At 74.1% G+C, this 24573-nt stretch carries 24 protein-coding genes; 13 read left to right on the top strand and 11 right to left on the bottom strand.

Translation table 11 applies throughout. The annotated features are described in order from the left end of the window. Nucleotides 1-8 precede the first annotated feature (8 nt). Nucleotides 9-773 carry a crotonase/enoyl-CoA hydratase family protein gene (locus tag MY526_RS19520; protein WP_436704864.1) on the top strand — a complete coding sequence of 255 codons (765 nt, stop codon included), beginning with the start codon at nucleotides 9-11 and terminating at the stop codon, nucleotides 771-773. A 111-nt stretch (nucleotides 774-884) separates the two neighbouring features. Continuing rightward, nucleotides 885-2177, top strand: a complete 1293-nt coding sequence (locus MY526_RS19515) for an MFS transporter (RefSeq protein ID WP_436694304.1) — start codon at nucleotides 885-887, stop codon at nucleotides 2175-2177. A gap of 9 nt (nucleotides 2178-2186) precedes the next feature. On the opposite strand, the gene MY526_RS19510 is transcribed toward MY526_RS19515, so the two are convergent. The 4 genes from MY526_RS19510 to MY526_RS19495 form a co-directional block, all read right to left on the bottom strand. Continuing rightward, the gene (locus MY526_RS19510; RefSeq protein ID WP_436694303.1) at nucleotides 2187-2561 is read right to left on the bottom strand and encodes an ester cyclase; all 375 of its coding nucleotides are present in this window, start codon (nucleotides 2559-2561) and stop codon (nucleotides 2187-2189) included. A 31-nt stretch (nucleotides 2562-2592) separates the two neighbouring features. Further along, nucleotides 2593-3834: an acyl-CoA dehydrogenase family protein gene (locus tag MY526_RS19505; protein WP_436694302.1), complete on the bottom strand. Its 1242-nt coding sequence runs from the start codon at nucleotides 3832-3834 to the stop codon at nucleotides 2593-2595. Between the two features lie 48 nt (nucleotides 3835-3882). Beyond that, nucleotides 3883-4713, bottom strand: coding sequence for an IclR family transcriptional regulator domain-containing protein (locus tag MY526_RS19500; protein ID WP_436694301.1), 831 nt, complete (start codon nucleotides 4711-4713; stop codon nucleotides 3883-3885). A 91-nt stretch (nucleotides 4714-4804) separates the two neighbouring features. Next, entirely contained in the window at nucleotides 4805-6289 is a 1485-nt protein-coding gene (locus MY526_RS19495; RefSeq protein WP_436694300.1) for an amidohydrolase family protein, read from the bottom strand. A 242-nt stretch (nucleotides 6290-6531) separates the two neighbouring features. Between MY526_RS19495 and MY526_RS19490 the strand changes: the two genes are divergently transcribed. The 6 genes from MY526_RS19490 to MY526_RS19465 all read left to right on the top strand — a co-directional run bounded on the left by MY526_RS19490 (nucleotide 6532) and on the right by MY526_RS19465 (nucleotide 12154). After that, nucleotides 6532-7746, top strand: coding sequence for a CaiB/BaiF CoA transferase family protein (locus MY526_RS19490; protein WP_436694299.1), 1215 nt, complete (start codon nucleotides 6532-6534; stop codon nucleotides 7744-7746). Beyond that, on the top strand, nucleotides 7743-8582 hold the full coding sequence (locus MY526_RS19485) for a citryl-CoA lyase (protein WP_436704863.1): 840 nt from the start codon (nucleotides 7743-7745) through the stop codon (nucleotides 8580-8582). The genes MY526_RS19490 and MY526_RS19485 overlap by 4 nt, the downstream gene beginning before the upstream one ends. Then, on the top strand, nucleotides 8575-9438 hold the full coding sequence (locus tag MY526_RS19480) for an extradiol ring-cleavage dioxygenase (RefSeq protein ID WP_436694297.1): 864 nt from the start codon (nucleotides 8575-8577) through the stop codon (nucleotides 9436-9438). Before MY526_RS19485 ends, MY526_RS19480 begins: the two co-directional genes overlap by 8 nt. Next, nucleotides 9435-9794 carry a hypothetical protein gene (locus MY526_RS19475; RefSeq protein WP_436704862.1) on the top strand — a complete coding sequence of 120 codons (360 nt, stop codon included), beginning with the start codon at nucleotides 9435-9437 and terminating at the stop codon, nucleotides 9792-9794. Before MY526_RS19480 ends, MY526_RS19475 begins: the two co-directional genes overlap by 4 nt. A 16-nt stretch (nucleotides 9795-9810) precedes the next feature. Beyond that, nucleotides 9811-10794 (top strand): quinone oxidoreductase family protein, encoded by a 984-nt coding sequence (locus MY526_RS19470; protein ID WP_436704861.1) that lies wholly within the window; start codon nucleotides 9811-9813, stop codon nucleotides 10792-10794. 154 nt (nucleotides 10795-10948) lie between these two features. Beyond that, nucleotides 10949-12154, top strand: coding sequence for a cytochrome P450 (locus MY526_RS19465; RefSeq protein ID WP_436694294.1), 1206 nt, complete (start codon nucleotides 10949-10951; stop codon nucleotides 12152-12154). Here the strand turns inward: MY526_RS19465 and MY526_RS19460 are convergent. Then, complete coding sequence (locus MY526_RS19460) at nucleotides 12123-13286, bottom strand: glycerate kinase (protein WP_436694293.1); 1164 nt, start codon at nucleotides 13284-13286, stop codon at nucleotides 12123-12125. The two genes, MY526_RS19465 and MY526_RS19460, sit on opposite strands and share 32 nt — an antisense overlap. 28 nt (nucleotides 13287-13314) lie before the next feature. Beyond that, complete coding sequence (gene larA, locus MY526_RS19455; protein WP_436694292.1) at nucleotides 13315-14604, bottom strand: nickel-dependent lactate racemase; 1290 nt, start codon at nucleotides 14602-14604, stop codon at nucleotides 13315-13317. Between the two features lie 239 nt (nucleotides 14605-14843). Between larA and MY526_RS19450 the strand changes: the two genes are divergently transcribed. Then, nucleotides 14844-16034, top strand: coding sequence for an acyl-CoA dehydrogenase family protein (locus MY526_RS19450; protein WP_436694291.1), 1191 nt, complete (start codon nucleotides 14844-14846; stop codon nucleotides 16032-16034). 88 nt (nucleotides 16035-16122) lie between these two features. On the opposite strand, the gene MY526_RS19445 is transcribed toward MY526_RS19450, so the two are convergent. Then, nucleotides 16123-16932, bottom strand: a complete 810-nt coding sequence (locus MY526_RS19445; RefSeq protein ID WP_436694290.1) for an alpha/beta fold hydrolase — start codon at nucleotides 16930-16932, stop codon at nucleotides 16123-16125. 300 nt (nucleotides 16933-17232) lie between these two features. Between MY526_RS19445 and MY526_RS19440 the strand changes: the two genes are divergently transcribed. From MY526_RS19440 to MY526_RS19425, 4 genes are all read left to right on the top strand, one after another. Further along, entirely contained in the window at nucleotides 17233-18423 is a 1191-nt protein-coding gene (locus tag MY526_RS19440; RefSeq protein ID WP_436694289.1) for a sugar ABC transporter substrate-binding protein, read from the top strand. 25 nt (nucleotides 18424-18448) lie between these two features. After that, on the top strand, nucleotides 18449-20077 hold the full coding sequence (locus tag MY526_RS19435; protein WP_436704860.1) for a sugar ABC transporter ATP-binding protein: 1629 nt from the start codon (nucleotides 18449-18451) through the stop codon (nucleotides 20075-20077). Next, entirely contained in the window at nucleotides 20074-21081 is a 1008-nt protein-coding gene (locus MY526_RS19430; RefSeq protein WP_436694287.1) for an ABC transporter permease, read from the top strand. Before MY526_RS19435 ends, MY526_RS19430 begins: the two co-directional genes overlap by 4 nt. Nucleotides 21082-21201: 120 nt before the next feature. Then, on the top strand, nucleotides 21202-21738 hold the full coding sequence (locus MY526_RS19425; protein WP_436694286.1) for a flavin reductase family protein: 537 nt from the start codon (nucleotides 21202-21204) through the stop codon (nucleotides 21736-21738). A gap of 21 nt (nucleotides 21739-21759) precedes the next feature. On the opposite strand, the gene MY526_RS19420 is transcribed toward MY526_RS19425, so the two are convergent. The 4 genes from MY526_RS19420 to fdxA form a co-directional block, all read right to left on the bottom strand. Continuing rightward, on the bottom strand, nucleotides 21760-22590 hold the full coding sequence (locus MY526_RS19420; RefSeq protein WP_436694285.1) for an IclR family transcriptional regulator domain-containing protein: 831 nt from the start codon (nucleotides 22588-22590) through the stop codon (nucleotides 21760-21762). A gap of 106 nt (nucleotides 22591-22696) precedes the next feature. Beyond that, entirely contained in the window at nucleotides 22697-23089 is a 393-nt protein-coding gene (locus MY526_RS19415) for an STAS domain-containing protein (protein ID WP_436694284.1), read from the bottom strand. Between the two features lie 145 nt (nucleotides 23090-23234). Continuing rightward, nucleotides 23235-24143, bottom strand: coding sequence for an LLM class flavin-dependent oxidoreductase (locus MY526_RS19410; protein ID WP_436704859.1), 909 nt, complete (start codon nucleotides 24141-24143; stop codon nucleotides 23235-23237). A 3-nt stretch (nucleotides 24144-24146) separates the two neighbouring features. Beyond that, nucleotides 24147-24479, bottom strand: a complete 333-nt coding sequence (fdxA, locus tag MY526_RS19405) for a ferredoxin (RefSeq protein WP_436694282.1) — start codon at nucleotides 24477-24479, stop codon at nucleotides 24147-24149. Nucleotides 24480-24573: the final 94 nt, after the last annotated feature.

The raw sequence follows: 24573 nt of genomic DNA, 5'->3' as shown, positions 1-24573 counted from the left end.
GAGGTCCCGTGACGGACGATGTACTGGTCGAGCGGCGCGACGGCGTCCAGGTCGTCACGATCAACCGCCCGCAGGCGCGGAACGCGCTGACCCGCGCGGTCGCCGAGGCGGTGGCGGCGGCCGTCGACGAGTTGGACGCCTCCGACGAGCTGCGGGTCGGCGTGCTCACCGGCGCCGGCGGCACCTTCTCCGCCGGGATGGACCTCAAGGCCTTCCTGCGCGGGGAGACCCCCGCGATCGAGGGCCGGGGACTGTGCGGCATCACCCAGACCCCACCGCGCAAGCCGCTGATCGGGGCGGTCGAGGGCTGGGCGCTGGCCGGCGGCTTCGAGCTCCTGCTCGCCTGCGACCTCGTGGTGGCCGCCGAGGACGCCCGCTTCGGCGTGCCCGAGGTCAAGCGCTCGCTGGTCGCCGCCGGCGGCGGCGCGCTCCTGCTGTCCCGGCGGGTGCCGGTCAACCTGGCGATGGAGATGCTGCTGACCGGCGAACCGCTCGGCGCCCCGCGCGCGGCCGAGGTGGGCCTGGTGAACCGGCTGACCCCGGCCGGCGGCGCGCTCGACGGCGCCCTGGAGCTGGCCGCCACGATCGCGGCGAACGGCCCGCTGGCGCTCGCGGCGACCAAGGCCGTCGCCCGCGGCGGCGCCGACTGGACCTTCGAGGAGGGCTGGGCGCGGCAGGCCGAGATCATCGGCCCGGTGTTCGCGAGCGAGGACGCGCGGGAGGGGGCGACCGCCTTCGCCGAGAAGCGCGCGCCGGTCTGGCGCGGCCGCTGAGGAGGGCCGCCGTCTTCCCCGGGCCGGGAGGCGGCTCGGAGCCGGCGGGCCCGCGGTGGTAGACCGGCAGGGTGCAGCCGCCGGTCCGGCGCTGCGGTACCGAGGGGGGCCATGAGCGCGGACACGACGCCGGACGCCGGGACCAGCGCCGGGCCCCCCGCCGCCCCGCAGCCGCTCGGCGCGCTGGCCATCCTGCGCATCGGCGGCTTCCTGGTGCTCTACCTCAACGCCGCCGCGGTCTTCCTCGGCGTCATGGCGCAGGCGATCGCCCGCAGCTGGCTGGCCTTCGAGCTCACCGGCTCCAACGCGGCCCTGGGCGGGGTGCTGCTCTCCTTCGGCATCGCGCTGATCATCGCGACCCCGTGGGGCGGGGTGGCCGCCGACCGGCTGCCCAAGCGGCTGGTCCTCCAGGTCTCGGTGCTCGTGCTGGCCGCCTCCAGCGCGTGGATCGGCCTGGCCGTCGTCTTCGACGTCATCCAGTACTGGATGCTGCTCGGCGCCGGCGTTCTGCAGGCGATCGGCTTCGCGCTGTTCAACCCGGCCCGCATGGCGTTCCTCTCCGAGCTCGTGCCGCGCGGGTCGGTGCCGCAGGCGGTGTCCCTGCTCCTGGTCAACGCCGAGGTGAACCGGGTGATCGGCCCCGCGCTGGCCGGCGTCGTCATCGGCGCGGTCGCCTGGGGCACCGAGGCGATCTTCCTGATGAGCGCGGGGCTGGCCACCGTCGGCGTGCTGCTCACCGGGGCCCTGCCGCCCGGGCACCGGCGCGGCGCTCCCTCGGACCGGTCCCCGGTCGGTGAGCTGGCCGACGGCGTCCGCTACGTCCGCCGGCACCGCTCGCTGAGCGCGCTGACCTGGTGCGGCATCGGCGTGACCATGTGCGGGATGCCCTACCTGGCCTTCATGCCCACCATCGCCACCGACCTGTTCGGCCTGGGCTCGCTCGGCTACGGGGTGCTCTCGGCGATGTCGGCCGTGGGCGGGGTCGTCACCGGCCTGCTGCTCGGACGGCGGTCGTCGCGGGTCCGGGAGGGACGGGTGTTCGTGGTCTCCGGCGCGCTGTTCGGCCTGGCGATCTGCGCGCTGGCGGTCACGCCGAACGCCGCCGTCGCGGTCGGCGTCCTGCTGGTGCTGGGCGGCGCGATGCTGGCCTTCCAGACGACCAACCAGTCGCAGCTGATCGCGCTGTCGGACATGGAGTACCACGGCCGGGTGCAGTCGCTGATCATGCTCAGCTTCGGGGCGTTCGGCATCGCCGCGCTGCCGCTGGGCCTGCTCGCCGACGTCATCGGCCTGCGCTGGACGCTCACCGGGATGGGCGTCGGCGTCCTGCTGTTCGTGCTGATGTACGTGCTGGTGAGCCGGCGCGGGGTCGGGACCGCGCAGCGGCTGCGCGACCTCGGCTGAACCGCCCGCTCAGCGCCAGTCGACCCCGGGCAGGGTCGCGCTCCAGGACTCCACGATCCGGTCGCCGGCCACCCGGTGCACGACCAGCCAGGTCACCACCGAGGTCTCCCCGGTGTCGAGGTTCACCCCGGTGGTGGTCGCCCGCGTCCAGACCCGGTCCTGGGCGGTGACCTGGTCGTCGACGGTCGTGGCCGGGTCGTGCAGCAGCTGCCAGGAGTTGCTGACCTCGCGCCGGAACTCCGCGCGGGTCAGCGACCGGGTGCCGGCCGACGAGTGCCGGACGTAGGGCTCGCCGATCAGCTCGTCGATGACGCCGAGGTCACGCCGGTTCCACAACCCGTCCCAGTACCGCCGGACGATCCCGGCCACCGCCTGCTGGTCCACGAGCGGGATCGTAGAGCGCGGCCCGCTGGCCTCAGTCCACGACCACGTCGCCGGGCGGCAGCACCGGCTCGCGCCTGAGCTCCGTGCGGGCCACGGAGCGGAGGTGCACCTCGTCCGGCCCGTCGAACAGCCGCATCGCCCGGTGCCAGGCGTACATGGCCGCCAGCGGCGTCACGTCGGTCATGCCGGCCCCGCCGTGCACCTGGATGGCCCGGTCGATGACCCGGGTGGCCGCCCGCGGAACGGCGACCTTCGCCATCGCGACGAGGTCCTTCGCGGCCTTGTTGCCCTGGGTGTCGATGACCTGGCAGGCGCGGTGGCACAGCAGCCGGGCCTGCTCGATCTCCAGCCGGGACTCGGCGATCTGCTGCTGCACGACGCCCTGGTCGGCCAGCGGTCCGCCGAAGGCCTCGCGCTGCTGCGCCCGCCGGACCAGCAGCGCCAGGGCGCGCTCGGCGGCGCCCAGCGCGCGCATGCAGTGGTGGATGCGGCCGGGGCCCAGCCGGGCCTGGGCGGCGGCGAACCCCCCGCCCTCCTCGCCGACGACGTTCGCGACCGGCACCCGCGCACCCTCGAACCGCACCTGCGCGTGCCCGTGCTGGTCGTGGTGGCCGAGCACCGGGTAGTCGCGGACCACCGTCACCCCCGGGGTGTCCCGCGGGACGATCACCATCGTCTGCTGCCGGTGCGCCGGGGCGGAGGGGTCGGTCTTGCCCATGAGGATGAACAGCGCGCAGCGGGGGTCCATGGCGCCGCTGGTCCACCACTTGCGCCCGGTGATCACGTACTCGTCGCCGTCCCGCTCCACGCGGGTGCCGATGTTGGTCGCGTCGCTGCTGGCGACGTCGGGCTCGGTCATGGCGAACGCCGACCGGATCTCCCCGGCCAGCAGCGGTTCCAGCCACTGCTTCTTCTGCTCCTCGGTGCCGAGCAGGTGCAGCAGCTCCATGTTGCCGGTGTCCGGGGCGGCACAGTTGATCGCCTCGGGGGCGAGGTCCAGGCTCCACCCGGACAGCTCGGCGATCGGCGCGTACTCCAGCTGGGTCAGCCCCGACTCCGCCGGGAGGAACAGGTTCCACAGCCCGCGCTCCCGCGCCCGGCGCTTGAGCTCCTCGACCACCGGCGGGACCTCGTGGCCGTCGGGCCCGGTCGCCCGGCGGTGCGCCAGGTAGTCGGCCTCGGCCGGCAGCACCTCCTCGCGCATGAAGGCGACCATGCGGTCGTGGAGGTCGCGGGCGTGGGCCGAGGGTGCGGACAGGTCGTGGTCGGTCACGGCGGGCTCCTGACGGTCGGGCGGGTGCTCTCCCTGCGACCGTAGGGGTCAGGCCGAGGCGGTGCCGTCCTCGGCCGGACGCGCGACGTCGCGGTGCGGGCGCGACTGCCAGATCGCCCACTCGGCGCTGACGTCACCGGCGGTGCGCAGCAGTCTGGGCAGGTGCTCGCCGAGCAGGTGCTCGGTCGAGGTCTCCGCCGCGTGGACGGTGACGTTCATGGCGGCGCGCACCGAGCCGGACGCGTCGCGCACCGGGACGGCGACCGAGCGGACCCCCGGCGCGAGCTCCTCGTCGGCCAGCGCCCAGCCGCGGGCGCGCACCCCGACGAGCTCCTCGTGCAGCTGCTCGGACGTGCGGCCGATGTAGGCGGGCAGCCCGGCGCGGCTGGGCTGGGCCAGCGTCGCCTCGAGCTCGGCGGGCGACAGGGCGGCCAGCAGGACCTTGCCCTGCGACGTCTGCACCGCGGGGAACCGGGTGCCGATCTCCACGCGGAGCGCGATCAGCTTGGGCACCGACACCCGGGCGACGTACACGACGTCGGACCCGTCCAGCTGGGTCATGGACGACGACTCGCCGGTGCTGGCCACCAGCGCCTCCATGTGCGGCCGGGCGATGTCCCACAGCCCGAGCGCGCCGACGTAGGCCATGCCGAGCGTGAGCACCCGCGGCGTCAGCTGGAAGGCGTTGCCGGCCGAGCGCACGAAGCCGAGCTCCTCCAGCGTGAGCAGCAGCCGGCGGGCGGTCGGGCGGGCCAGCCCCGCGGCCGCGGCCACCTCCGACAGCGTCATGTTCCGGTGGTCGGCGTCGAAGCAGGCCAGCACGTCCAGCCCGCGTGCCAGCGCCTCGACGAAGTCCGGTCCCGTGCCTCGCCCTGCCATGACGTCCCCCTCACCTGCGGTGCCGGCCTGCGCGACCGGACGACGGTGCGCCGCGGGGAGGGCCGGGTGCCGGCCCTCCCCGCGGTGGAGCTCAACGGCCGAGGACGCGCTCCTCGCCGCCGGCGCGCTTGGACTCGTCCTCGTAGTCGGTGTACTGGTACGGGTTCGCCAGGATCTCGGCCTCGGCGTCCGGCATCTCCGGGAACATGCCCTGCTGCCAGGTCTCCTCGCCCAGCTCCGAGCGCAGGTACTCGACGGTCGACTCGATCTCCCGCCGCACCGGCGCCAGGTCGATGCCGACCAGCCGGTGGGCGTGCTTCACGACCCGGCCGCCGACGAGCACCGTGTGCACATCGCCGCGCTGCGCCTGGAACGCGACGTGCCCGAGCGGGTTGAGCAGGGGGAACGACACCGGGGAGTCGTCGTTCTTGATCAGCACGACGTCGGCCTTCTTGCCCGGCTCGAGGCTGCCGAGGTCGTCGCGGCCGATGGCGTGCGCCCCGCCCTTCGTCGCCCACTCGACCACGTGCTGGGCGCGCAGTCGGAGCTGCGTGATCGTGTCGCCCTTCAGGTGGGCGGTGAGGTGCTCCGACATGCGGTCGGCGTTCAGCGTCGAGCGCATGGCGGAGAACATGTCACCGCTCCACCACACGCTGGTGTCCACCGACAGCGACACCGGGATGCCGTACTGCAGGACCTGCTCGGTGGGGGCGTGCCCCTGACCGGCGCTGCACTCGGACTCCGTCGCCACGGAGATCGACCCTCCGGTGGCGGCGATCCGCTGGTAGCTGTCCCGGGTGAGCGTCGAGGCGTGCACGTAGACGGTCTCCGGCGTCATGAACCCGTGCTCGTGCATCAGCCGGATGCCGTCGTCGTTGGTGGCGCCCCACACGCCGGCGTGCGTGGTCACGGGGATGCCGAGGTCACGCGCGACCTCGAACGCCGCCTTCTCCGGGAAGGCCGGGTCGCCGGTGACGTCGAAGGCGATCTGCACGCCCATCCGGTCGTCGCCGGCGTCGCGGAGCCGCTCGAGCAGGGCGCGGACGGCGGGGTCGGCGGTCCACTCCCACGGGCCCTGCTGGATGTTGCCGTAGGCGAGGACGAACCGGCCGGGGACCGAGCGGAGCGCGTCGAGCGCGGCCTCGCCGTGGTCGATCGTGTGCAGGTTGTGCGACCAGTCGACGGTCGTGGTGACGCCGGCGTCGAGGGACTCGATGGCGGCCAGCCGGTTGCCGGCGGCGATGTCCTCGGGGCGGAACTTCTTGCCGTGCTCGAGGTAGTACCAGACGAAGTACTGGGTGAGCGTCCAGTCGGCGCCGTAGCCGCGCATCGCCGTCTGCCACATGTGCCGGTGCGTGTCGATCATCCCCGGCATCACGATGCCGCCGGAGGCGTCGATCTCCTGCGTGCCCTCGGGCACCTCCAGGCCACTGCCGATCTCGGCGATCCGGTCGTCGACGATCAGGACGTCGGCGCCGGTCAGGACCGTGCAGGAGTCGTCCATGGTGAGCACGGTGCCGCCGCGGAACACCAGGGGGCGCCCGGCCTGCGGAACGGGGCCGTCGGAACTGGTCATCGTCTCCTCCTCGAGACAGGCGACCGTGCGCGGACCTGCGTCCGTATACCGGTCAGGACGTCGGACGAGCCACCCTCGCGCCGTCGCTGCGACGCTGTCAAGACGCCCGTTCACCGCGGCGCGGGCTGACCAGGCCAAAGGGGTGTCCTTGACAGTGTGGCGGAGGACACCAAGACTCAGGGGCCGCGGTATGCGGACTCTCGTCCGCATGCCGGTCGCCAGCTACGAGAGGGGCTTGACCGATGACCGCACACCAGCTCCCCCCGGGCGCGACGCCCGGTCGGGGGCCCCTCGCGGGCCTGCTGGTCGCTGACTTCTCGCGGGTGCTCGCCGGCCCCTACGCCACCATGCTCCTCGCCGACCTCGGCGCCGAGGTGGTGAAGGTGGAGAGCCCCGCGGGCGACGACACCCGGAGCTGGACCCCGCCGGTCCGCGACGGCGTCTCCACCTACTACCTGGGGATCAACCGCAACAAGCGGTCGATCGCGCTGGACCTCAAGGACCCCGAGGACGCCGCGGCCGCCCGCGAGCTGGCCCGCCGTGCCGACGTCGTGGTCGAGAACTTCAAGCCTGGCGGGCTGGCCCGGTTCGGGCTGGACTACGAGTCGGTCGCCGAGGTCAACCCGGGCGTCGTCTACGCCTCCATCAGCGGCTTCGGCAGCGGCCCGAAGGGTGCCGCGCTGCCGGGCTACGACCTGATCGTCCAGGCCATCTCCGGGCTGATGAGCCTCACCGGCGACCCCGAGGGCGAGCCGTACCGCGCCGGGATCTCGGTCTTCGACGTGATGGCCGGGCTGCACGCGATGATCGGCGTCCTCAGCGCGCTCAACCTGCGGCACGAGACCGGCACCGGCCAGCACGTCGAGGTCAACCTGCTGGCCTCCGCGCTCTCCGGTCTGGTCAACCACTCCAGCGCCTACGTGGCCGGCGGGGTGGTCCCGTTCCGGATGGGCAACAGCCACCCGAGCCTGTTCCCCTACGAGCCGCTGCCCTGTGCCGACGGCGACCTGATCATCACCGCGGGCAACAGTGGGCAGTTCCGGAAGCTGGTCGAGGTGCTCGGCGTCCCCGAGCTCGCCGACGACCCCCGCTTCGTGCGCAACGAGGACCGCACGGCCAACCGGGACGAGCTGCGTCCCCTGCTGGTCGAGCGGCTGCGGACCCGGACCAAGCAGGAGTGGTTCCGCGACATCATCGCCGCGGGCGTCCCGTGCGGGCCGATCAACACCGTCGACCAGGGGGTGGCCTTCGCCGAGGAGGTCGGCCTGGACCCGGTCGTGACGGTGGGGGAGGGTGCGGCCGCCGTCCCGTCGGTGCGCAACCCGATCACCTTCTCCGCCAACCCCGCGGACTACCGCCTGCCCCCGCCGGGGCTCGACGAGCACGGCGCCGAGATCCGCGCCTGGCTGTCGGCGCCGGCCGGCCGGGCCGCCGACGGGACGGAGGGCACCGCGTGACCGCTCCTGACGGCCCGGTCTACCCCACCGCGCTCGGCGCCTCCAGCCTGGAGAGCATCACCCTGCTGGGCACCGACCTCGCCCGGGACGTGATGGGGCAGGTCGGCTTCGGTGAGCTGGCGTTCTGGCTGGCGACGCAGCGCCGGCCCTCGCCGGGTGAGACCCGGGTGTTCGAGGCGGTGCTGGCCGCGCTGGCCGACCACGGGTTCACGCCGACCGCGATCGTCACCCGGCTGACCTACCTGTCCGCGCCGGACTCGGTGCAGGGCGCGCTGGCCGCCGGGCTGCTCGGCGGGGGCTCGCGGTTCCTGGGGGTCACCGAGGACTGCGGCCGGTTCCTGCACGACGTCCTCACCGGCGTGGACGGCGACCTGCCCACCGACGACGCCGGCTGGGACGCCCTGGCGCTGGAGACGGTGACCGCGCAGCGGGCGGCGAAGCGGTTCGTCCCGGGCCTGGGACACCACGTGCACAAGCAGGGCGACCCGCGCACGCCGCGGCTGTTCGCGATCGCGGCGGAGGAAGGCCTCGTCGGTCCGCACCTGTCGCTGTTCGCCGCGATCGGCCGGGTGCACCCGCAGGTGCTGGGCAGGACGCTGCCGCTCAACGGGGCCGGGGTGTGCGGGGCCGCGCTGGCCGACCTCGGCCTGCCGCTGGAGCTGCTGCGCGGGTTCGCGCTGCTGGCCCGCACCGCCGGCCTGATCGGCCAGCTCGCCGAGGAGCTGCGCAACCCGGTCGGAAACGAGATCTTCCTGTCGGTGGACCTCAACAACCGGTCCGTCGCGCCCGACCCGTACACCCCTGACATCGACGCCAACGGAGGTCGGCATGGCTGAAGTCGCCGCGGTCATCGCGTCCACGCACCACCCGTTCTACTACCGGGCCAGCACGTCGACCGGTGCCGACCGGCCGCCGTTCGCCGACGAGTGGGTGGCCAAGATCGAGAAGTTCCGGGAGACGCTCACCAAGGCCGAGCCGGACGTGCTGGTGATGGTCGGCAGCGACCACTTCCACCAGCTGTGGCTGGACAACATGCCGCAGTTCCTGGTCGGCAAGGCGCCGTTCTTCGACGCCAACTTCTACAACGAGGAGCGCGAGTTCGGCCTGCCGCGGATGACGCTGAAGGGCGAGGAGGAGCTGGCCGCGCACCTCCTGCGCGACGGGCTGGACCGCGACTTCGACCTGGCGTTCAGCAACGAGCTGCGGATCGACCACAGCATCACCTGCCCGATCATCACGCTGCGCCCGCAGGCGGACCTGCCGATCGTGCCGGTCTACACCAACATCTTCGCCCCGCCGCTGCCGCAACCGAAGCGGTTCGTGCAGCTGGGCCGCGCGATCCGGGAGATGGTCGAGTCCTGGGAGAGCGACAAGCGGGTCGCGATCATCGGCACCGGCCACCTGTCGCTGGAGCTCGGCGGCCCGCGCCAGTTCGGCGAGCACGGCCCCGACCCCGAGTTCGACCGCAAGGCCGTCGAGTGGATCGCCTCCGGCGACATCGAGGGCTGCCTGGCCGAGGTGTCGCTGGAGTCCCTGCACCACCCGGGCAACGCCACCCACGGGTTCATGGACTTCATGCTGATGATGGGCGTGGCCGGCGAGGGCGCGAAGGCCGACCACGTCGACACCCTCGACCTCTTCCACACGATGGAGGCCTACTTCACCTGGTACCCGAACGGAGTCCCGGCATGAGCAAGTACCTGCTCGACAAGTTCCTCTACACCGTCGACCGCGACCCGGAGCTGGTCGAGCGCTACCGGCAGGACCCGGCCGGCACGGTGGAGTGGTGGGAGGCCGAGATGGCCAACACGATCCTCAACTGCATCGACGCGGAGAAGTCCACCTGGCTGGCGTTCAGCGAGGAGGAGCGGTCGGCGCTGCGCGAGCACGACCACGTCACGCTCTTCCAGATGGGCGCCCACCCGTTCCTGACCCTGACGCTGTTCATCGCGATGTTCGAGCGCGACCACGGCCCGCTGGAGTACCAGAAGGCCTACGGCAGGGCGATGGAGCACATCTCGATGCCCTACCCCGACATCGCCACCTGACAGAGGGAGCAGTGCTGTGCGGGCCGCCGTCCTGACCTCTCCGGGGGCGCCGCCGGAGTTCGGCACGCACCCGGCCCCGGAGCCCGCCGAGGGCCAGACCCTCGTGCGGGTCACCGCGGCACCGGTGGTGCCGCTCGACCTGCTCTGCGCCTCGGGCACCTCCTACTTCGGCCGCCCCGCGACGCCGTACGTGCCGGGGGTGCAGGGCGTGGGGGTGGTCGAGCGCTCCGGGGTGCACCCGCCCGGCAGCCGGGTCTGGTTCGCCACGCAGGCCGGGATGGCGCCCGGCGACGGCAGCCTGGGCGAGCGGTGCGCCGTGCCGGACCGCGACGTCGTGCCGATCGCCGCCGAGGTGCCCGACGAGCTCGCGGCCGCCCTCGGGCTGTCCGCCGTCGCGGCGTGGATGGCGCTGACCTGGCGCGGTCGGCTGCAGGCGGGGGAGCGGGTGCTCGTGCTCGGCGCCGGGGGTGCGGTCGGCCAGGTCGCCGTCGGGGCGGCGAAGCTGCTCGGCGCCGGCCGGGTGGTCGCCGTCTGCCGTCCGGGCGCGTCGGAGGACCGGGCCCGGCGGGCCGGCGCGGACGAGGTGGTGCCGCTGTCCGGCGACGTCGACGACCTCACCTCCCGGCTGGGTGCGGCCGCCGGCGGTGCCGTCGACGTGGTCGTGGACCCCGTCTTCGGAACCGCGGCGACGGCGGCCTCGCGGGTGCTGGCCCCGTTCGGCCGGCTGGTCAACCTCGGCGGGGCCTCCGGTGACGAGGCGCGGTTCTCGTCCTCGGTGCTGCGCGGCCGCAGCGCCGAGGTGCTCGGGTACACGAACAACGCGCTCACCCCCGAGCAGCGGGCGCAGGCGCTGACCGCCGTCCTCGGGCACGCCGAGCGCGGCGAGGTCGGCCTCGACCACCTCGTGCTGCCGCTGGCCGAGGTGACCCGCGGCTGGACGCTCACCGCCGAGGGCGCCGGACGACGCGTCGTCCTCGTCCCCGGAGCGCCGGTGGACTGACGGCGGGCGACGCCCTCCGGCGGGTGCTCCGCGGGGCGGGTGTGTGCCTTGACACACCGCGCGGCGCTCGTGCATCGTCCCGGTGTCCGCGACGCGGACAACTGTCCACGAACGCCGCCGTGCGGCGCCGCGCGCTGGAAGGACCTTCTCGGACATGACGACGACCGCCCCGACGTCCGCCCCCACCTACGACGGGGACATCTACGCGGACGAGGCGCTGCTCGAGCCGTACGAGGACTACCGCGCGCTGCGCGAGCTGGGCCCGGCGGTCTGGCTGTCCCAGCACGGCGCGTACGCCGTCGCCCGGTACGACGAGGCGAAGGCGGTGCTCATGGACGCCGACACCTTCCGCTCGGCCAACGGCATCGCGCTCAACGAGCCGGCCAACCAGGCGATCCTCGGCTGCACCCTGGCCAGCGACGGCGAGCTGCACGCCCACCTGCGGCAGGTGGTGGCCAACCGGCTCACCCCGCGCGCGCTGCGCCCGATGAAGGACGTCGTCACCGAGAAGGCCGAGCAGCTCGTCGCGGGCCTGGTCGAGAAGGGCTCGTTCGACGCGGTCGCCGACCTGGCCCGCGCCCTCCCACTGTCGGTCGTGCCCGACTTCATCGGGTGGCCGCAGGAGGGTCGCGAGCACCTGCTCCGGTGGGCCGGTGCCAACTTCGACTCGTTCGGGCCGCTCAACGAGCGGGCCCAGCGGGCGCTCCCGCAGTGCGGCGAGATGGCCGCCTTCGGCGCCGAGATCGTCCGCACCCGCAACGTCTCGCCGGGCAGCCTGGGCGCCGGCGTCCTCGAGTCGGTGGACGAGGGCGACATCTCCACCGAGCAGGCGATGATGCTCATGCTCGACTACCTGGCGCCGTCGCTGGACACCACGATCAGCGCCGTCGGCAGCGCCATCTGGCTGTTCGCGCAGCACCCCGACCAGTGGGACCTGGTCCGCGACGACCCGAAGCTCATCCCGAACGCGGTCAACGAGGTCGTCCGCCTCGAGTCGCCGATCCGCGCCTTCGGCCGGATCACCAGCACGGACACCCGCATCGGCGACGTGGACGTCCCCGAGGGCTCCCGCGTGCTGGTCGTCTACGCCGCGGCCAACCGCGACGAGCGCCGGTTCGAGCGGCCCGACGAGTTCGACGTCACCCGCAGCAACGCCGTCCACCAGCTCGGCTTCGGCATGGGCGAGCACGGCTGCGCCGGCGCCGGCCTGGCGCGCATGGAGTCGGAGTCCCTGCTGCAGGCCCTGGCGCCGCGGGTGGCCCGCTTCCACCTGCAGGACTCCGAGCGCGCGCTGAACAACCTGATCCGCGCGTTCGGGCGGGTCGACGTCACCGTCGACCGGGTCGCCGCGGGGGGCTGAGGGCGAGCTCCTCGCCGATCCGCCGTCCGACGGTCTCGAGCAGGGCGGCGGCCTCGGTCATGCACCGGGCCTCGTCGGGTTCGAGCTCGGTGAGCGTGTGGACCGCGGACAGGCCGGCCGCGCGCGCCTGCGCCGGGCTGATCAGGCTGCGCCCGGCGACGGCGACCACCGGCGTCCCTGCCTCGCCGGCCAGCGCGGCCAGCCCGACCGGGCCCTTGCCGCGCAGGCTCTGGCCGTCCAGCGACCCCTCGCCCACGACCACCAGGGCGGCGCCGCGGACCGTGTCCGCGAAGCCGGTGAGGTCCAGCAGCAGCCGCACGCCGGGGGTGAGCCGCGCGCCGAGCACGCTGGACAGCCCGAAGGCGATGCCGCCCGCGGCTCCGGCGCCCGGCTCGTCCCGCCGGTCGACGCCGGTCGCCGCGGCGACCACGTCGGCCCAGCGGGCGAGGGCGGCGTCCAGCCGGGCGACGGCGACCGGGGTGGCGCCCTTCTGCGGGCCGTAGACCGCCGCGGCGCCGTCGGGACCGGTCAGCGGGTTGTCGACGTCGCAGGCGATGACCAGCTCGGCCCCGGCCAGCCGCGGATCCAGGCCGGTGAGGTCCAGCCGGGCCGCCGCGGCCAGCGCGGCGCCGCCGGGCGGCACGTCGTCGCCGTCCCCGGTCAGCACCCGGGCGCCCAGGCCGACCAGGGCTCCGGCGCCGCCGTCGGTCGTGGCGCTGCCCCCGACGCCGAGCACGATCCGCCGGGCGCCGGCGTCCAGCGCGTCGGCGACCAGGCGGCCGGCGCCGAGCGTCGAGGCGCGCAGCGCGGTCTCCTCGGTCGGCCCGGGCGCCGGCAGCAGCGCCAGGCCGGCGGCGGCCGACATCTCGAGCACCGCGGTGTCGCCCCGCACGGCGTAGCGGGCCCGCACGGGGGCGCCGAGCGGGCCGGGCACCTCCTGGGTCCGCGGCGTGAACCCGTGTGCCAGGACCAGGTCCACGGTGCCCTCGCCGCCGTCGGCGATCGGGGTCTCGACCAGCTCGGCGGCGGGCAGGCTCCGCCGCAGCCCGCGGGCCAGCGCCGCGGCCACCTCGGGGGCGCTCAGCGAGCCCTTGAACTTGTCGGGGGCGAGCACGATCCGCGGGCCGGCCATGTCCGGGCCTCCTCGGGTCAGGGGCCGGTCAGCCGGCGAGGTAGGGGATGGTCTGCGGCCCTTCGGGCAGGTAGCAGACCCGGGCGTCCGGGCCGTGCCGGCGGACGGCGTCGTCGATCGCCCCGGCCAGGTCGTCCACCGGGACCAGGTGCGCCGCCCGCACCTCCTCCGGCGGCAGGCCGGTGCAGTACAGCTGCACCTCGGCCGTGGCGAGGACCCGCGCCAGCACCTGCACCTGCCACTGGTCGGGGACGCTGAACCCGGGGCTGCCGATCAGCTCCAGCAGCCCGGCCGGGTCCGGCGCCGCCCCGAGCACCTCGGCGAACGAGCCGTGCGCGGGCAGCCCGTCGGCGCACTCGGCGGCGACGACCACCGTCCCGCCCGGCCGCACCACCCGCTCGGCCGCGGCCATGCCCTTCACCGCCTGGTAGAGGTTCTGGTCCAGGGGGAAGCCGGAGTTGGTGGTGACGACGACGTCCATCGGGTGGGGGACGGCGCGCATCGCGGCGGCGCGGGCCAGCTCGCAGGCGCGCGCGTGCATGGCGAACAGCTCGCCGCAGACCACGTGGGTGATCCGCTTGCCCCGGTCCAGCAGCACGTCCAGGGCGAGATCGGGCGGAGCGGCCGCCGCGCAGGCCCGGATGTCCCGGTGCACCGGGTTGTCCTCCACGACGCCCCAGGTGGCCCTCGGGCTGCCGATGCGGGCGGCGTCGTGCAGCACCATCACGGTGTCCAGGCCGGCCAGCCCCGGGGCCACCATCTTGGGCCCGCCGCTGAACCCGGCGAAGAAGTGCGGCTCGACGAAGCCGGTGGTGATCCGCAGGTCGGCGGCCAGCCACCGGGAGTCGAGCTCCAGCGGGACCCCGTCGCCGACCGTGCCCAGCGAGGTCAGCGTGGAGCGGTCGCGGGCGTCGTGGTTGACCACCTCGCACCGGCTCACGACCTCCTCGCCGAGCATCGCCCGCAGCTCGTCGGGGGTGTTGCCGCGGTGGGTGCCGGTGGCCACCAGCACGACCACCTCGCAGCCGCGCGCGGCACCGTCGATCTCCTCGAGCAGCGCCCGCAGCATCGGCTCGCGCGGCTGGGCGCGGGTGCCGTCGCAGACCGAGACGGCGATCGTCATGCCGTCGCGCACCAGGGCGGCCAGCGGCGGAGCACCGAGCGGGCTGCGCAGGGCCCGGCGCAGGGCGGCCGCGGGGTCGGGCAGGGCCGGGTCGTCGTGCGGGGTGACGACCAGCGCGCCCTCGTGCAGGGGGACCTCGACCGCCCCCCTGCCGTACGCGAGGGACACGACCGGAGCCGCCGATCCGACCGTCATCGTCGTCCTCTTCCCGCGCGCGTGTCCGCCTGTCGATCGGTCGTACGGTGGGTCCCGCTCCGGTTGCTGTCAAGTTCCGGAGGGCGCGGCCGCGGCCCGCGGTTCCGCACGGGACATGTGTCTCTTGACACACCCAGCGGCGGCCGCCGAGACTGGCTGCGGATGGTTGTCCGGTATACGGACACTGCATGCCTCGATCCCCACCCGCACGAGCCTCGCTCAGCAGAACAGGAGCCCCCATGACGACGACCGCCCCCGACGCGGCCCTCGGATCCGCCGGCGTCCAGCCGGCCGACCTGGTCGCTGCCGCCCGCGCGCTCCAGCCGCTGGTCCGGGAGAACGCGGCCGCCAACGAGGAGGCCGGTCGGCTGGTCGACGCCGTCGACGACGCCCTGCACGAGGCCCGCCTCTACGGGATGTGGACACCCCGCGAGCTCGGCGGTGCCGAGTGCGACCCGATCTCCTCGCTGGAGATCGTGCAGGCCCTCGCCGCGGCCGACCCGTCGACCGCGTGGGTGCACATGGCCGCCTCGCTGGCCATCGGCACCGGCGGCGCCTACCTGCAGGACGAGGCCGTCAAGGAGATGTTCTCCGGCGAGCGGCTGCCCGTGGTGGCCGGCCAGGGCACCCGCCCCGGCACCGCGGTGACCGACGGCGACGGCTACAAGCTGAGCGGCGACTGGAGCTTCGCCTCCGGCATCAAGCACGCCCAGTGGATCCACACCCTCGGCATCATCGAGGAGACCGGTGAGCCGCGGATCTTCGTGCTGCCCGTCGGCAAGGCCGAGCTCCTCGAGACCTGGGACGTCATGGGCCTCAAGGCGACCGGCAGCATCGACTACAAGATCCGCGACGTGTTCGTGCCCGAGACGTTCACCCACCTCGGCCCGGTCGAGGAGGGGCGCCGCGGGGGCTGGATCTTCAGGCTCGGCATCATGCACTTCGCGCTGATCGGCCACTCGGGCTGGGCGCTGGGCGTCGCCCGCCGGATGCTCGACGACCTGGCCGAGCAGGTGCGGGCCAAGGCCGGCCGGGCCGGCTCGATGGCCGAGAGCAACCGGTTCCACGCCACCTATGGCGAGCTCGAGGCGAAGTACCACGCCGCCCGGGCCTTCGTGTACGACGTGTGGCGCGAGGCCACCGAGACGCTGGAGAACGGCGGCGAGCTCGACGTCGACCAGCGCACCCGGCTGCGGCTGGCGCTGTACAACGCCACCTGGACCGCCGAGGCCATCAGCGTCGAGGTGTACAAGGCCGCGGGCACCGCCGCGCTGCGCACCGGCGCGATCCAGCAGTACTTCCGCGACATGCACGCCGGCACCCAGCACGTCACGTCGGCCCCGCACGTGGTCGAGGGCTGCGGCCGGTACCTCGCCGGCCTGGCCGCGGACCACACCTGGGCCTACATGAACCTGGTGCCGAAGGGCTGAGCCCCCGCACGGGGGAGGAACGGCGAGAGGGCCGGACCGGGGGTTCCCGGTCCGGCCCTCTCGTTCGATCCGAGGCGGGGCGGGCGCCTCAGCGGTCGGCGGGCTGCGGAGCGCCGGTCAGGAACTCGACGACCAGCTCGGCGAGGTGGTCGGGGCGCTCGTGGTACAGCCCGTGCGCGCACTTCTCCGCGGTGCGGAGCGTCGCGCCGGGGATCGCCGCGGCGTAGGCCTCGCTGTGCGCGCGCGGGATGATCGTGTCCACCTCCGCGGCGATGACCAGCGTGCGGGCGGTGATCTTCGACAGCCGGGCAGGGAGCTCGGGGTTGTGCAGGAACGGCTCGCGGGCGAACCGGCTGAAGGACTCCATGTCCCGACCCGTCTGCGCCGCCGCCTCCGGGGTCGGTGGCACCGACAGCACGGCCTCGACGAGGGCGGGGTCGTAGAACAGCGCGCGCACGGTCTCCTCCGGCGTCATCTGCCAGAGGTCGGCCGGCGGGGCGTCGGGGATGTGCAGCCCGGCGGGGGCCATGAGGACGAGGTGGTCGACGCGGTCGGGGACCGTGCTGGCCAGCTCCGCGGCGATCCACCCGCCGAAGGAGGCGGCGACGACGTCGACCCGGTCGAGCCCGAGGACGTCGAGCAGCCGGACGTAGTGCTGCACGAGGTCGGCCATCGTGGCCACCTCGGGCAGGTCGTCGCTCAGCCCGAAGCCGGGGTGGTCGGGTGCGATGACGTCGACGTGCTCCGACAGCTGCTCGAGGTAGGGGTTCCAGGCCCCCGCCCCGCCGGCCGCGTGCAGGACCAGGACGGGCCGGCCCGAGCCCTGGCGGAACAGGCTGATCTCGCCGGAGCCCATCGGCACCCTCGTCGGCGTCGGTCCAGCAGCGGGAACGGTCACGGCATCTCCTGCCTCGGCAATCGGGAACGGACAGTCGTCCGCTTCGGGCTGCACCGTGACGCATGACACGTCGCGGTGTCAACGCTGCCTCCGCCAGGCGGTGCTCCGGTTCGTCCGCGCGCGGGCGCGATGCCGCGAGAACCTGCCCTCGCGATAGAAACGGACAGCTGACCGCTAGACGGTTGACAAGGGGTGTGGCCGCTGTCACTGTTCCGCCACCACCACGGTGCCCGAGCCCGTCCGGCGGCCCGTGCGCGGCGATCCCCGCAGCTGTGCGACCCCGACGAAGAGGACGACCCCATGGCTCATCGCGTGTTCCGTTCGACGCGCTCCCGACGGCTGGCCCTGCCGGCCGCAGCGGCGGTCCTGGCCCTGGCGACGGTGGCCTGCGCGCCCACGAACACCGACGAGGGCGCCACCGACAGCGGTGCCGAGGCCGTCGTCCCGGAGGAGACCCTCGACGAGCTCCGCGCCGAGGTCGAGGAGGCGATGGCCCAGCCGCAGTTCGAGGCCCAGGGCGAGGCGTTCTCGGTGGCGGGCCTGGCGGGCAAGAAGATCTTCTCGATGCCGGTGAGCAGCCAGCTGGAGGGCTGCGACCGCATGGCCCGCACCGTCGTCGACATCGCCAAGAGCGTCGGCATGACCGACAGCACGTACTTCCAGAACGACGGTGGCCCCCAGGCGTGGGTCCAGGGCATGAACCTGGCGATCAACCAGGGCTACGACGGCGTCGCGCTGGTCTGCGGCATCGACCCGGCGGCCCTCGCCCCGCAGATGGAGGCCGCCCGGGCGGCCGGGATCGCGGTGGTCGACATGCACCTGTCCGACGTCTCCGAGGAGCCCTCGGACCTCATCGCCGCGCAGACCAACGGCCAGTTCAACCGGACGATGGAGCTCGGCGTGGCCCAGGCGCTGATCGAGTCCGAGGGGCGGCCGATCGACGCGCTGGTCATCACCTCGAACGAGAACCCGCCGTCCGTCGGCATGGAGCAGACGGTCAAGGACCAGTTCGCCGAGCTCTGCGGCGACGAGTGCGGCGTCGAGTCGATCAACATCCCGATCCCCGACTACGCCACCGACCTGACCAGCGCGGTGTCCTCGGCGCTGGTGGCCAACCCCGACATCCGCGCGGTGTTCACCGTCTTCGACGCGCAGACGCCGTTCGTGCTGCCGGCCATCCAGTCGTCGAACGTGGACGCCAAGACCTACGCCTTCGGTGCCGACCGCACCTTCGTCCAGTTGATGACCGACCCGGAGAACCCCATGGGCACCGACATGGGCCCGAACTTCGACTGGATGTCCTACACCGGGGCCGACCAGCTGTTCCGCGTCCTGGCCGGCGGTGAGCCGATCCCGGCGGACCAGGCATTCTCGCCCTACCGGCTCTGGACCCCGGAGAACGCCGCCGAGGTGGAGGGGCCCAACGACGGCTTCGGCGACTCCTACATCGAGGGGTACCGCGGCCTCTGGCTGGACGCCCCCGCGGCCTGAGCCGGCGACCCAGGGGAGCCTCCGGATGACGACCACCGCCCTCGAGCTGCACGACGTCTCCATGACCTTCGGCGCGACCAGGGCGCTGCAGGACGTCTCCATGACCGTCGAGCGGGGCGAGGTGCTCGCGCTGCTGGGGGAGAACGGCTGCGGGAAGTCCACCCTGGTGAAGGTCATGGCCGGCGTCTACGACCCGGAGCCGGGTGCCCGGATGCTGGTCGACGGCGGGGAGGTCCCGCTCCCGCTGGAGGCCGGCGCCTCGCGGGACCTCGGGCTCAGCTTCGTCCACCAGGACCTCGGCCTGGCGCGCCCGCTGACCGTGCTGGAGAACCTGCTCGGCGGGGCCGCCGCGCGCAGCGGCTCCCGGCTGCGCATCCGGTGGCGGACGGAGGCGCGCAAGGCCCGGGCGATGCTGCGCAGCTACGGCGTGAACGTCGACCCGCTGGCGGTGGTCAACCACCTGCCACCGGTCGAGCAGGCGCTGGTCGCCATCGCCCGCGCGGCCGAGGAGCTCAAGCAGTACCGGGAACGCACCGGGGCCTCGTCGTCAGTGCTCGTGCTCGACGAGCCGACCGTCTTCCTCCCCGAGGAGGAGGTTCAGTTCCTCTTCGACCTGATCCGCACGATCGTCGCCTCGGGCGCCAGCGTCGTCTTCATCTCCCACGACCTCCCCGCCGTCCGCGAGATCGCCGACCGGGTCACCGTGCTCCGCGACGGCAAGCTGGCCGCCGTCGCCCGGATGAGCGACGTCAGCGACGCCGAGATCGTCGAGATGATCGTCGGCCCGGCCATCGCCAAGCTCGACGCCTTCGGCCACGGCCACGTGCACGGGACCACCCAGGCGGCCACCGCGCCACCGCGCACCTTCGACCGGTCCCCGGACGTCGGGCTGCACGTCACCGGACTGCGCGGCGGCCAGGTGCGCGGCCTGGACCTGCACGTCGCCCCCGGCGAGGTCGTCGGCCTGGCCGGGCTGCTCGGCTCCGGCGCGGAGGAGGTGCCCTACCTGCTCTTCGGCGCCCGGCAGGCCACCGGCGGAGAGCTGACCCTCGGCGGCCGGACCGTCCCCGCGCACAAGCAGCAGCCAGCCACCGCCGTGGGCATGGGGTTCGCGCTCATCCCCGCCGACCGCCGCCGCGACGCCATCGCCCCGGCCGTCTCGGTCGCGGAGAACATGATGCTGCTGGTGGTCCGCCGCTTCGCCTCGGGCGGGCGGCTGCGCAACCGCCGGCTGCGGAACGCCGCCGACCAGCGGGCCGAGGCGCTCGACGTCCGGCCGCGCCGCACCGACCTGCCCGTCGGCACCCTGAGCGGCGGCAACGCCCAGAAGGTCGTCGTCGGCAAGTGGCTGGAGATCGAGCCGGCGGTCCTGCTGCTGCACGAGCCGACGCAGGGCGTCGACATCGCCGCCCGCGCGGAGATCTACCGCGTCATCAAGCGCGCCACCGAGACCGGGATGGCGGTGGTGTGGGTCTCCAGCGACTTCGACGAGCTCGCGGCCGTCTGCGACCGCGTCGTCGTGGTCAGCGGCGGGGCGGCCGCCGCCGAGATCCCGCTCGAGGACATCACCCCGGAGTCGATCACCTCCGGGGTCTACGGGGCCAGCACCAGCGAGTCCACCATCCTCCCGACCGTTGAACAGGTGAGGCCATGAGCGCGACGGACGCCGTCGACACCAAGGACCAGCAGCCGCCGCCGAGCGTCGCCCAGGGCAGTGGCTCGGTCCGCGGCCGGTGGGGGGAGAAGGCCGCGCTGCCCATCGCGTGGCTCGTGCTCTTCGTCGTCTTCGCCGCCCTCGCCCCCGACACGTTCCTCTCGATGGGGAACATCGCCAACATCCTGGGATCGCAGTCGATCCTGTTCATGCTGGCGCTGGCCGCGCTGCTGCCCACCCGGTCCGGTGACCTCGACCTGTCGCTGGGCAGCATCGGCGGGCTCGCGGCGATCCTCGTCGCGGTGCTCAACGTCCAGCAGGGGGTGTCGCTCCCGCTGGCCTGCCTGATCGCGGTCGCCGTCGGCGCGCTGTGCGGGGCGTTCAACGGGCTGTTCGTGGTCAAGTTCAAGACCGAGCCGTTCATCATGACCCTCGGCACCGGCACGCTCTTCGGTGGCCTGGTGTTCTGGATCGCCAACTCGACGACGATCGTCGGCGTCGACCGCGACCTGTCGATGTGGACCTACCTGCGCCAGATCGGGCAGGTGCCGGTGCAGTTCTACTACTGCCTGCTGGTCATGCTCGTCATCTGGTACGTCATGAACCACACCCCGCTGGGCGTGCGGAACCTGTTCGTCGGCCAGTCGCGCGAGGTGGCGGTGCTCAGCGGCATCAACGCCGACCGCATCCGGTTCGGCGCCTTCACCCTCGCCGGCGTGATCGCCTCCCTGGCCGGGATCCTGTACGTCGGCACCACCGGCTCGGCCGGCCCGACCTCGGTGGAGACCTTCCTGCTGCCGGCCTATGCGGCGGTGTTCCTCGGGGCCACGACCATCCAGCCGGGCCGGTTCAACGCCCTCGGCACCGGCGTGGCCGTGCTCTTCCTGGCCACGGGCACCGCCGGCCTGCAGCTGCTCGGCGCGCAGGACTACGCCCAGCAGCTGTTCTACGGCGGCGCGCTGGTCGCGGCGGTGGCCATCTCGCGCTACCTGCGACGCAGCTGACCTGACCGGCGGCGAGGTGGCCTACCTGGACGGCGGCCCGAGCCGGCCCGGCATGATCGAGCTCATCGAGTACGGCCCGGCACGGACGCCGCCCGCCGACGACCCCGGGAGGACCTCCTGATGACCCATCCCGCCCAGCCGATCGTCCCGGTGGACGAGGACGCGCCCGTCGACCCGGAGCTGCAGGCACGTTTCCGCGAGGTGATGGCCGGGGTGCCGACGCCGGTGTCGGTCGTCACCAGCACCGCCGGGGGCCTCCCGCACGGGACGACGGTCAGCGCCTTCGCCTCGCTGTCGATGACCCCGCCGATGGTGCTGGTCAGCCTGGACCGCGGGTCGGACCTGCTCGCCGTCGTCCGGGAGACGCAGCGGTTCGGGGTGAACGTGCTCGGCGCGCACCAGTCGGACCTCGCGCTGGCCTTCGCCCGCAAGGGCGGCACCGGGAAGTTCTCCGGCGTCCGGTGGGAGATCGACTCCGACCTGCCGCGGCTGCCCGGTGCGCCGGGCTGGCTGGCCTGCGAGGTCGCCACCCTCGTCGACGGCGGCGACCACGTGGTCGCGCTCGGCACGGTGGTCGCGGCGGAGACCACGGAGGGGCAGCCGCTGACCTACCACGGCCGGGTGTTCGGCACCCACGCCGCGCTCGAGCTGCCCTGAGCCCGACGGCGGTGCCGGGGGTCAGGCGCTGGCGGTGTCCGCCGCGGGCGCCTGGCGGGTCTCCACGTGCGGCCGGGACCGCCACAGCGCCCACTCCGCGCTGACGTTGCCGGCGGTCTGCAGCAGCCGCGGCAGGTGCTCCTGGACGAGCCGTTCGGTCGAGGTCTCGGCGGCGTGCACGGTGACGTTCATGGCGGCGCGCACGGTTCCGTCCCCGTCGCGCACCGGCACCGCCACCGAGCGGATGCCCGGGGCCAGCTCCTCGTCGGCCAGCGCCCAGCCCCGTGCCCGCACCTTGACCAGCTCCTCGCGCAGCTGCTCCGGGTCCGGCGGGGGCGACGCCGGGAGCCCGGCGCGGCTGGGCTGGGCGAGCGCCGCCTCCAGTTCGGCGGGGGAGAGGGCGGCCAGCAGCACCTTGCCCTGCGAGGTCCGGACGGCGGGGAACCGGGTGCCGATCTCCACCCGCAGCGCGATGATCCGCGGCACCGCGACCCGGGCGACGTAGACGATGTCGGAGCCGTCGAGCTGGGCCATGGACGAGGACTCGCCGGTCTGCGCGACCAGCGCCTCGAGGTGCGGGCGGGCGATGTCCCACAGGCCCAGGGCGCCGACGTAGGCCGTGCCGAGCTCGAGCACCCGCGGGGTGAGGTGGAAGACGCCGTCGGCCGTCCGGACGTAGCCCAGCTCCTCCAGCGTCAGCAGCAGCCGGCGGGCGGTGGGCCGGGCCAGGCCGGCGGCGGTGGCCACCTCGGTGAGCGACATGGCCGGCCGGTCGGCGCCGAAGGCGGCGATGACGTCGAGGCCGCGGGCCAGCGCCTCGACGAAGTCCGGTCCCGTTCCGCGTCCGGCCATCGCCCCCACCCTGTCCCCGGCGCCCGTCGCCCAGCCCATCATCCCCGCCGGACGCGGCGGCGGGACCTCCCGCGCGCCCGCCCGCCACCCCGACGGGGGAGGCCCGCTACGACGTCGTGCCGCAGCGCCAGGACGGTGTCCGCCCACCGCGGACGGGCTCCCCGGGCAGCAGCGAGCCGAGCCCCGCCAGCTCGACGAGTGCGGCGAGGAACGGCCGGAGACCGACCACCCCCAGCGTCCGGCCGCGGCCGGCGGCCAGCACCCGGGCCCGGGCCAGCGCCCGCAGGCCCGTGGCGTCGCAGAAGGTGATGCCGGCGCCGTCGACCGTCCACGCCGGGAGGCCGGTCAGCGACAGCGCGGCCAGGGCGTCGAGCAGGTGGTGGGCGGAGCCGCGGTCCAGCTCGCCGGTGACGGAGACGCGGCCGGCCCGGAGGTCGACCGACACGAGCAGGGGGCGGGGGAGCGGGTCGGGGGACGACCCGGGGGAACGAGCCAGCACGGAGCACCTCGTCGCGGTGTCCGAGCCCGGGCGAGAGCTCCGGGCGGCCGAGAGGTGCGCACCGGTGTGCGCGCGGCCGGAGCTTCGACCGGAACCGCACGGTACCAGTGGGACGGGCGGCGCGCCGGGTGATCGCCGGCCGGCGTCAGCGCAGGCGGCGGAGCACCTGCGCGGTGAACAGGTCGACGATCTGCCGCCGCTCGGCGCCCTCGCCGACGGGGGAGAAGACCAGGGTCTCCGCACCCGCGTCGGCGTACTCCCGCGCCCGGGCGGCGACCCGGTCGGGGTCCCCGTGCAGCAGGTAGCGGTCGGCCAGCGGGTCGAAGTCCTGCTGGTAGACGGTGCTGACCGTGTCGACGACCTGCCGGCGCGACCGGGCGGCGTCCTCCCCCACGCCGCCCCAGCAGAAGACCGCGCCCCGGACCGACGCCGGGTCCCGGCCGGCGGCCTCGGCCGCCGCGCGCACCTCCCCGAGGCTGCGGGCCACCTGCTCGGGCGTGTACATGTACGGCATCCAGACGTCGCCGAACCGGCCGGCCCGGCGGATCGCCGCCGGCCGGCGGCCCCCGAGCCAGATCGGCGGCCCGCCCGGCTGCACCGGCTCCGGGTCCAGGGCCAGGCCCGGCACCCGGGTGAACCGGCCGGCGAAGTCGACCGGCCCGCCCTGCCACAGCGCGCGGAACAGCTCCAGCGCCTCGTCGGCCCGGGCGCCGCGCTCGGCGACGTCGGCGCCGGCGGCGACGAACTCCGGCGGGTGCTCGCCGCCGACACCGACGCCCATGTCGAAGCGGCCGCCGCTGACCTGGTCCAGCGTGGTCGCCAGCTTCGCCGCCAGCGCCGCCGGGTACAGCGGCACGACGGTCAGCGAGCTGAGCAGCCGGATGCGGGTGGTCGCCCCGGCGGCCGCGGCGAGGACGACGAAGCCGTTGGCGACGGGGCCGTGGAAGAACAGGTGCTCGCCGGTGGCCACGCCGTCGTAGCCGGCCTCCTCGGCGGCCCGGGCCTCGGCGGCGACGGCGGGCTGGTCGCTGCTGAGCGTGAGGACGACGCGCATCGGTCAGCCGTGCTCGGCGACCAGCTCGGTGTCCACGCCGATCTTGCCCACCTTGGAGGCGCCGCCCGGGCTGCCCAGCGGGGCGTCCCGGCCGGGGAGGACCTCGACGAAGAAGCGCCGGTTGTCGTCGATGTGCGGCTCGTTGTCCTCGCTCACCCGCCGGTCCTGGGCGATCGCCTCCACCGGGCACACCGGCTCGCAGGCGCCGCAGTCGATGCACTCCTTGGGGTTGATGTAGAGCTTGCGGTCGCCCTCGTAGATGCAGTCGACCGGGCACTCCTCGACGCAGGACATGTCCGTGGTGTCGATGCACTCGGAGCCGATGACGTAGGGCACGGGGGTGTCTCCTGAGATCAGGGCTCAGTGCGCGGTCGCGCCGATGCCGGCGGGGTCGTCGCTGCTGTGGCCGGGGAACAGGGGCTGGTCGGGG

The organism is Geodermatophilus sp. CPCC 205761 (assembly GCF_051383655.1).
In the GTDB taxonomy this organism is placed as follows: Bacteria; Actinomycetota; Actinomycetes; order Mycobacteriales; family Geodermatophilaceae; genus Geodermatophilus.
Note: the sequence above shows the minus strand (reverse complement) of the source record. Positions and strands in the feature narration are given on the sequence as shown.